This is a genomic window from Pseudomonas sp. D2002, assembly GCF_013385735.1.
Classification (GTDB): domain Bacteria; phylum Pseudomonadota; class Gammaproteobacteria; order Pseudomonadales; family Pseudomonadaceae; genus Aquipseudomonas.
Genome location: NZ_JACAPL010000019.1, coordinates 62,271 through 69,771, shown reverse-complemented (window position 1 = coordinate 69,771; position 7,501 = coordinate 62,271). Strand labels below are relative to the sequence as shown.

Annotated in this window: 9 protein-coding genes; 6 read left to right on the top strand and 3 right to left on the bottom strand. The window is 62.0% G+C overall.

The genetic code is table 11. From position 1 onward, the window contains the following. The first annotated feature begins 198 nt into the window (after positions 1 to 198). Positions 199 to 978: a TSUP family transporter gene (locus HX783_RS26790; RefSeq protein WP_177018866.1), complete on the top strand. Its 780-nt coding sequence runs from the start codon at positions 199 to 201 to the stop codon at positions 976 to 978. Here the strand turns inward: HX783_RS26790 and nudC are convergent. Together nudC and HX783_RS26780 are read right to left on the bottom strand one after the other, a co-directional pair. Further along, positions 946 to 1,779 carry an NAD(+) diphosphatase gene (gene nudC / locus HX783_RS26785; protein ID WP_159957009.1) on the bottom strand — a complete coding sequence of 278 codons (834 nt, stop codon included), beginning with the start codon at positions 1,777 to 1,779 and terminating at the stop codon, positions 946 to 948. The genes HX783_RS26790 and nudC overlap by 33 nt on opposite strands. A 5-nt stretch (positions 1,780 to 1,784) precedes the next feature. After that, complete coding sequence (locus tag HX783_RS26780) at positions 1,785 to 2,597, bottom strand: crotonase/enoyl-CoA hydratase family protein (protein WP_159957011.1); 813 nt, start codon at positions 2,595 to 2,597, stop codon at positions 1,785 to 1,787. A gap of 191 nt (positions 2,598 to 2,788) precedes the next feature. On the opposite strand from HX783_RS26780, the gene HX783_RS26775 reads away from it, so the two are divergent. The 4 genes from HX783_RS26775 to HX783_RS26760 all read left to right on the top strand — a co-directional run bounded on the left by HX783_RS26775 (position 2,789) and on the right by HX783_RS26760 (position 6,491). Beyond that, positions 2,789 to 4,057 (top strand): chloride channel protein, encoded by a 1,269-nt coding sequence (locus HX783_RS26775; protein WP_177018865.1) that lies wholly within the window; start codon positions 2,789 to 2,791, stop codon positions 4,055 to 4,057. Positions 4,058 to 4,118: 61 nt separating this feature from the next. Further along, the gene (locus tag HX783_RS26770; protein WP_177018864.1) at positions 4,119 to 4,673 is read left to right on the top strand and encodes a UPF0149 family protein; all 555 of its coding nucleotides are present in this window, start codon (positions 4,119 to 4,121) and stop codon (positions 4,671 to 4,673) included. 138 nt (positions 4,674 to 4,811) lie between these two features. Continuing rightward, the gene (gene aroA / locus HX783_RS26765) at positions 4,812 to 6,068 is read left to right on the top strand and encodes a 3-phosphoshikimate 1-carboxyvinyltransferase (RefSeq protein ID WP_177018863.1); all 1,257 of its coding nucleotides are present in this window, start codon (positions 4,812 to 4,814) and stop codon (positions 6,066 to 6,068) included. 33 nt (positions 6,069 to 6,101) lie between these two features. After that, positions 6,102 to 6,491: a hypothetical protein gene (locus HX783_RS26760; RefSeq protein ID WP_177018862.1), complete on the top strand. Its 390-nt coding sequence runs from the start codon at positions 6,102 to 6,104 to the stop codon at positions 6,489 to 6,491. A gap of 41 nt (positions 6,492 to 6,532) precedes the next feature. On the opposite strand, the gene HX783_RS26755 is transcribed toward HX783_RS26760, so the two are convergent. Next, positions 6,533 to 6,751: a hypothetical protein gene (locus tag HX783_RS26755; protein ID WP_177018861.1), complete on the bottom strand. Its 219-nt coding sequence runs from the start codon at positions 6,749 to 6,751 to the stop codon at positions 6,533 to 6,535. A gap of 304 nt (positions 6,752 to 7,055) precedes the next feature. On the opposite strand from HX783_RS26755, the gene HX783_RS26750 reads away from it, so the two are divergent. After that, positions 7,056 to 7,433: a hypothetical protein gene (locus HX783_RS26750; RefSeq protein ID WP_177018860.1), complete on the top strand. Its 378-nt coding sequence runs from the start codon at positions 7,056 to 7,058 to the stop codon at positions 7,431 to 7,433. Positions 7,434 to 7,501 lie beyond the last annotated feature (68 nt).

Sequence of the window (7,501 nt, the reverse complement as noted above, 5' to 3'; positions counted from 1 at the left end):
TTTTTGCTTACTTTTTGGTCCTTCAAAAAGTGAGCCGCTGTAAGAGCGGAACCCTAAGTGGCCGTTACCGCAGGAATGGATATGTACTAGGTCTGATCAACCCAGCTCCCACATTTGGATCTGTGTACATCCGGCAGGTAAGATGCAGGCCTTTGGCGCAGCCCCTTCGCTGCGCCCTGCCAAGAATAAGCCCTGCCCATGCCCTTCGAACTCAGCGTTGACCTGACCACCCTCGCCATTCTTGCCGTCGTTGCGTTTATAGCCGGCTTCATCGACGCCATCGCCGGCGGCGGCGGCCTGCTCACCACGCCGGCCCTGCTCACCGCCGGCATGCCGCCGCACATGGTACTGGGCACCAACAAACTCAGCTCCACCTTCGGCTCCGCCACCGCCAGTTTCACCTTCTACCGACGCAAGCTGTTCCACCCGCGCCAATGGGTGCACGCCATCGTCGGCACCCTGATCGGCGCCCTCGCTGGCGCGGTGGTCGCCCACTACCTGCCCGCCGAAACCCTGAACAAAATGCTCCCGGTGATCGTCTTCGGCTGCGGTGTGTACCTGCTGTTCGGCGGCACGCCCAAGGCGCCGCTCGACTTTGACGCACCGATCAAGAAGAAATGGCAAGCCACCCAAGGCTTCGGCCTGGGCTTCTACGATGGCGTGGCCGGCCCCGGCACCGGCGCGTTCTGGACCGTGAGCACGATGCTGCTGCACCCCATCGACCTGGTCAAAGCCAGCGGCGTGGCGCGCAGCATGAACTTCGTCAGCAACGCGGCGGCGCTGTCAGTGTTTATCTTCAACGGCTCGGTGGATTGGATTGTCGGCCTGGCGATGGGCTTCTCGGTGATGTGTGGCGCGTTCTTTGGCGCACGCAGCGCGATCAGCGGCGGCGCCAAATTCATTCGCCCGGTGTTTATCACCGTGGTCCTCGGCCTGACGGTGCGCCTAGCCTGGCAGCACTGGTTCAGCGTGACCTAAACGGCGCGCCAGGTAGAGGTCGATCAGGTAACGCGCAATCGAACGTGACGCCGGCAACGGCGGCAGGTCGTGGATGTTGAACCACTGCGCGTCTTCGATCTCATCGGCCTGGGGCACGATATCGCCACCGGCGTACTCGGCATGGAAGCCCAGCATCATCGAATGCGGGAACGGCCAGCACTGGCTGCCCATGTACTGGATGTTCTTGACCTCCACCTGCACTTCTTCGCGCACTTCGCGAATCAGGCAGTCTTCAGCCGACTCACCCGGCTCGGCAAACCCGGCCAGGGTGCTGTAGACGCCCGTGACGAAACGCGGCGAGCGTGCCAGCAGAATCTCGTCGCCGCGCGTCACCAGCACAATCATGCTCGGCGAAATGCGTGGGTAGCTGCGCAGGTCGCAGGCCTGGCAGAACATCGCACGCTCGCGCGGCACCTGGACCATGGCCTGGCCGCAACTGCCACAAAAGCGGTGCTCGCGCGCCCAGGTGCCGATTTGCGCGGCGTAGCCCAGCACTTTGTACAGCGTGTGGTCGCCTTGCAGCATGAAGCCGCGCAGGCCCTGCCAACTGCAACCGGGCACTTCACTGGCGGCGTTGAGTTCCAGCAGGTACACCGGCTCGCCGTCGAGGTGGCCGATGCCGTGTTCGGCGAACACTGAAAGGTCCTGGCGCTTGAGCCATTCACGCGGGAACAGCGGGCCGTTGGTGTCATGCAAAAAGCCTTCGCGGCTGCGGGCGACGGCCCAGCCGCCGGGGGCGTCGTTGTCCAGCAGCGTTGTGGTAATCCAGCCTGGGGTCATGTCGGTCAATCCACGAATTCGGGTTTCTGCTTACTCATATGGGCCGCGATGGCCACGCGCAAGTCGTTGGATTGCAACATAGCCGAGTTCCAGGTGGCAACGTATTCCAAACCATCATTGACCGAGTGGTCACGCATGTAGCTGATCATGGCCTTGGTGCCGGTCACGGCAATCGGCGACTTGGCGGCGATCTGCCGGGCAATTTCCATCACCCCGGCCAGCAGGCTTTCGTAATCCGCGTACACGCGATTCACCAGCCCGATGCTGCGCGCTTCCTCGGCACCAAACTGGCGGCCGGTGTAGGCCAACTCACGCAGCATACCGTCGCCGACGATGCGCGGCAGGCGCTGCAAGGTGCCGACATCGGCGGCCATGCCGATGTCGATTTCCTTGATCGAAAATTGCGCGTCTTCAGCGGCGTAGCGCATGTCACAAGCGCTGATCAGGTCGATGGCGCCGCCGATGCAGTAACCGTGGATCGCCGCCAGCACGGGCTTGCGGCAGTTGTCGACGGCATTGAACGAGGCTTGCAGTTCGAGGATCTTGCGGCGCAGCAGGCGTGCGTTGCGGCCCACGTCCTTGCCGAATTCATTGGCCACCGAGGCGAGCATCATCAGGTCGATACCGGAAGAAAAATGCTTGCCGGCGCCGCTGAGCACCACGGCGCGCACAGCGTCGGTGTCTTCGACCCATTGGAAGATGTCGATGATTTCGGTCCAGAACGCCGCGTTCATCGCGTTGATCTTTTCCGGGCGGTTGATCTGCACATGGGCAACGTTGCCGGTGAGTTCGACGACGAAAGCGTGGTATTCGGACATGGCAGTGATCCCTGACTGGCGAGTGATAAGGCCCGAACTATAACAAGGGAGCGCGACGGCGCATCGGCCAAAAACGGGACTGGCAACGTAATGGAATGTTGTGGGCGTGCGGTTCATGCACCCGCGTTACATTTCATCCCGGAAGCGCGCGTTATCGGCTATACAATCAGGGCCCTTGCCTGGAGCCGTGTATGCCGTCCACGTTTCGTTCATCGTTGATTCTGGCCCTGGTGGTCGTGCTGACCGGTATCGGCGCCGGCCTGGGCGGCATGCTTCTGGCGTTGCTGCTGCATGGCATCCAGCACCTGGCTTACGGCTACAGCCTCGACAGCCTGGTCAGTCATGAAACCTTCTTATGGGGCGTGACGGCCGCCGCGCCGGAGCGCCGGTTTATCGTCCTGGTGATGTGCGGCCTGGTCGCCGGCGTGGGTTGGTGGACGATCTATCGCTATGGCCGCCCACTGGTGAGCATCAAGCAGGCGGTGTCGGAAAAGATGCCGAGCATGCCGCCCAAAACCACCCTCGCCCACGCCCTGTTGCAGATCATCACTGTGGCCCTCGGCTCGCCATTGGGACGCGAAGTAGCGCCGCGTGAAGTAGGCGCGGTGGTAGCAAGCTGGTTGTCCCAGCGCGCACGCCTGGAACCCCGGATGCACCGATTAATCGTGGCCTGCGGCGCGGGTGCCGGGCTCGCGGCGGTGTACAACGTGCCGCTGGGCGGCGCGGTGTTTGTGCTGGAAGTGCTGGTAGCCGCATTCAGCTGGCCGGCGGCGGTGATTGCGCTGGCAACCTCGGCCATTGGTGCGGCGGTGGCGTGGATCGGCCTGGGCGCAGAGTCGCAATATGTAGTGCCGCACTTTGTGCTGAGCCCGGCGCTGATCGCCTGGGCGGTGGTGTGCGGGCCGGTGTTTGGCCTGGCCGCCTACGGTTTTACCCGCTTTACCGGCGCCGCCAGGGTGAATGCCGCGCGTGGCTGGCGCCTGCCGGTGTTGGCGCTGCTCAACTTCACGATCATCGGCGGGCTGGCGATGCTGCTGCCGCAAATCCTCGGCAATGGCAAAGGCCCGGCGCAATTGGGCTTCGACAATGAACTGACGATCACCCTGGCCGCCATTCTGCTGGTGGTCAAGGTGCTGATCACCGCCAGCAGCCTGCGCGCCGGGGCCGAAGGCGGCCTGCTGACGCCGGGGCTGGCGAATGGTGCCTTATTGGCAATCATCCTCGGCGGCGCCTGGAGCCTGGCGTGGCCCGGTGTGCCATTGGGGGCCTTTGCAATCATCGGCGCGGCGGCGTTCCTGGCGGCGAGCATGAGCATGCCGCTGACCGCAATTGTGCTGGTGGCTGAATTTACCCGCATCGATCACGACTTTCTGGTGCCGATCATCCTCGCGGTGGTGGGCTCAATGTGCGTGAGCAAGCTGTGCGCGCGCTGGGAAAACGCTGGAAAAAAGCCCGCCTAAGCGCCATCCTTTGCGCTTTAAGCCGCCCCACTCGCGGCGCTCGACGCTCAAAGGAAATGCCATGCACACCCAACCTCTCAACGCCGCCGATTTCGAATTCATCGAAGACACCCTGCTCAAATACGGCGACGATCATTCGGTGCTGAACCTGGCCGAACTCGACGGCTACTTCACCGCGCTGGTTTCAAGCCCGGCGCAAGTGGACGTCGCGCAGTGGTTCCCGGCCATTTGGGGTGGGCAGAACCCGGACTGGGAGAACGCTGAAGAGGCCCAGCAGTTCCTGGAACTGTGCGTGCGCCATATGAATACCCTCGCCGCGCAGCTGGCAACCGATGCGCAAGGTTTCAAGGCCCGCTTCGATGACACCGAACATCAGGGCCAAGTCGTGACGCTGGCTGAGGAATGGTGCTTTGGCTACATCCGTGGCGCCGCGATTGGCAATTGGCCTGAACTGCCCGTCGAGCAGGCCGCACTGCTGGAGAAAATTTCCTGGTGTGCCGAGCAGGACAACTTCGAGTTGCCGGCGGACCTGGATGTAGACGCCCATCAACAGCGAGTCAGCGCAATCGAACCGGCTGCGCGGGCACTGCATGATTACTGGTTGAGCAAACGCTGATCACTGTCCGCCAGCGGATTACGCGGCAATACACGCCGCACAACGATCCCTGCTCGACAAGCGTGGCGTGTTTGGCTGATTATTCGGGTCCCGTCGCGCCACTGCGCACCACCTCGCCTTGATCAGGAGCCTTGCACCTTGAGTTCGCAGAAAACCGTGACCGTTACACCGCCCAATTTCGCCCTGAACGGCAAGGTCGCGCCCCCCGGCTCCAAGTCCATTACCAACCGCGCCCTGTTGCTGGCGGCCCTGGCCAAGGGCACCAGCCGCTTGAGCGGCGCGCTGAAAAGCGATGACACCCGCCACATGTCGGTGGCCCTGCGCCAGATGGGCGTGAGCATCGATGAGCCGGACGACACCACCTTCGTCGTCACCAGCTCCGGCAAGCTGCAATTGCCGGCGCAGCCGCTGTTCCTCGGCAACGCCGGCACCGCGATGCGCTTTCTCACGGCCGCCGTGGCGACCGTGCAAGGCACCGTGGTGCTGACCGGCGACGACTACATGCAAAAACGCCCGATTGGCCCGCTGCTGGCCACCCTTGGCCAAAATGGCCTCCGCGTCGACAGCCCCACTGGCTGCCCGCCGGTGACCGTGCACGGCGTCGGCAAGGTGCAGGCCAAGCGCTTTGAAATCGATGGCGGTTTGTCCAGCCAGTACGTGTCGGCCTTGCTGATGCTTGCGGCCTGCGGCGAAGCCCCGATTGACGTGGCATTGACCGGCAAGGACATCGGCGCGCGTGGCTACGTGGACCTGACCCTGGACTGCATGCGAGCCTTTGGCGCGCAGGTCGACGTCGTCGACGACACCACCTGGCGCGTGGCCCCGACCGGCTACACCGCCCACGACTACCTGATTGAACCCGATGCTTCCGCTGCGACCTATTTGTGGGCCGCCGAAGTATTGACCGGCGGGCGCATCGACATTGGCGTGGCGGCACAGGATTTCACCCAGCCGGACGCCAAGGCCCAAGCCGTGATCGCCCAATTCCCGAACATGCAGGCCACCGTCGTAGGCTCGCAAATGCAGGACGCGATCCCGACCCTGGCGGTACTCGCGGCGTTCAACAACACCCCGGTACGCTTTACCGAATTGGCCAACCTGCGTGTAAAGGAATGCGACCGTGTGCAGGCGCTGCACGACGGCCTGAATGAAATTCGTCCGGGTTTGGCCAGCATTGAAGGTGACGATCTGCTGGTGGCCAGCGATCCAGCCTTGGCCGGTACATCGTGCAACGCGCTGATCGACACCCACGCCGACCACCGCATCGCCATGTGCTTTGCCCTCGCCGGGCTGAAAGTCTCGGGTATCCGCATTCAAGACCCCGATTGCGTGGCAAAGACCTACCCTGAGTACTGGAAGGCCCTGGGCAGTCTTGGGGTCGCACTGAGCTACTAAAGCAGCAGCATCGCCATTGGGGAGGGCTTGCATATGAACATTCGCCAACCCTGCCCACCCGGTGCCTGTGTCTGCGAACGCGAACAACTGCTGCAGGCGCCCGGCGCCGATCTGCGCATTTTGAACCTGACACGCCAGGAAGAGAAAAAGCTGATTGAGCGCCTCGAAGACCTCAAGAGCCTGCAAGACCTGGAGCGCATGCAGCAGCTGATGTACCAGCAATTGGGCATCCGCGTGCATGTCGCGCCGGGCTACACCGAGGTCAAGAGCATGCGCGGTATACAGATTGTTATCGACGACCTGCCGGGCCTGTGCCGCAAGACCCGGCAGTCGATTCCGGCAGCTATTCGGCGCGGCATGGAAAAGCGCCCGGAAATTGCCTACCGCTTGCTCGATGCCCACGATTTGTTTCGCGAAGGCTGAAATCCGAGCGCTTTGTCATGCCAGTCGTGCAGGCTGCTCAATCAGAACGAGATCTGCTGATCGTTTTCCGGCAGCATATTGGCGACCGGACTCAGGTTCACCATTTCGCTCTGCGACTTGGAGTTTACGTCAGCCTGAATACGCTTTTCATCGTTTCTCTTAGCGTCGCAGGCTTGTTCATCGCCAGTGTTCTTGCTGTTCATCTGAGACATATCAACGTTGCTGAGTGCAGACCCAGCGCTTAATCCGCCAATGTTCATAGAGGGAACTCCAAATAAAGTAGTAGGAACGCTGAACCAACTGCGTTGATCAGCAGACAGTCTGTGGTGCCAATGCTTGATTGAGTTCCGGGCTTTTCGCACAGACTCGGTCCTGCTGTCGTCAAATGCGCCTGGGCGCCAGCGCTTTCAGGCTCCAGCAGCCACTCGGATGTCAATCGCGGGCGCAGTTAAATAATTGTTCACGCGGGGGGAATAAAGCGGCGCGACGGGTGTTTACCTGAGTACGGCTTGTGAATACAGCACAAGGCCAGACCCCCAATTCGAAAACACCCTGGAGCTCGTCATGCTGAAAAAATTCTCCCTCGCTGGTGCCGTCCTGATTGCCTGTGCGTCGTCCATGGCGTTTGCCGCCCCGGCCAAAGTGGCCGACAGCGCCAAAGGCAAAGTACTGGTGGACAGCAAAGGGATGACCCTTTACACCTTCGCCAAAGACAGCGCGGGTAAATCGGTGTGCAACGGCCAATGCCTGGCCAACTGGCCGGCGTTCACCGCCCAGGCGGCGGCAAAAGATGCCGACGGCTACACCGTGATCACCCGTGACGACGGCAGCAAACAATGGGCCTACAAAGGCCAGGCGCTGTACACCTGGGTCAAGGACAGCAAACCGGGCGACATCACCGGTGACGGCGTTGGCGGCAACTGGAACCTGGCCAAGCCCTAAGCACTTGTAGCAAACAGGCTTGCTGCGGTCAGTGAGCAATTGTGGCAAGCAGGCCTGTCGTGGCAAGC

Excerpts from the sequence above, each read along its gene's own strand:
- HX783_RS26790 (WP_177018866.1), top strand. The coding sequence starts at position 199 with ATGCCCTTCGAACTCAGCGTTGACCTGACCACCCTCGCCATTCTTGCC.
- nudC (WP_159957009.1), bottom strand. The coding sequence starts at position 1,779 with ATGACCCCAGGCTGGATTACCACAACGCTGCTGGACAACGACGCCCCC.
- HX783_RS26780 (WP_159957011.1), bottom strand. The coding sequence starts at position 2,597 with ATGTCCGAATACCACGCTTTCGTCGTCGAACTCACCGGCAACGTTGCC.
- HX783_RS26775 (WP_177018865.1), top strand. The coding sequence starts at position 2,789 with ATGCCGTCCACGTTTCGTTCATCGTTGATTCTGGCCCTGGTGGTCGTG.
- HX783_RS26770 (WP_177018864.1), top strand. The coding sequence starts at position 4,119 with ATGCACACCCAACCTCTCAACGCCGCCGATTTCGAATTCATCGAAGAC.
- HX783_RS26760 (WP_177018862.1), top strand. The coding sequence starts at position 6,102 with ATGAACATTCGCCAACCCTGCCCACCCGGTGCCTGTGTCTGCGAACGC.
- HX783_RS26755 (WP_177018861.1), bottom strand. The coding sequence starts at position 6,751 with ATGAACATTGGCGGATTAAGCGCTGGGTCTGCACTCAGCAACGTTGAT.
- HX783_RS26750 (WP_177018860.1), top strand. The coding sequence starts at position 7,056 with ATGCTGAAAAAATTCTCCCTCGCTGGTGCCGTCCTGATTGCCTGTGCG.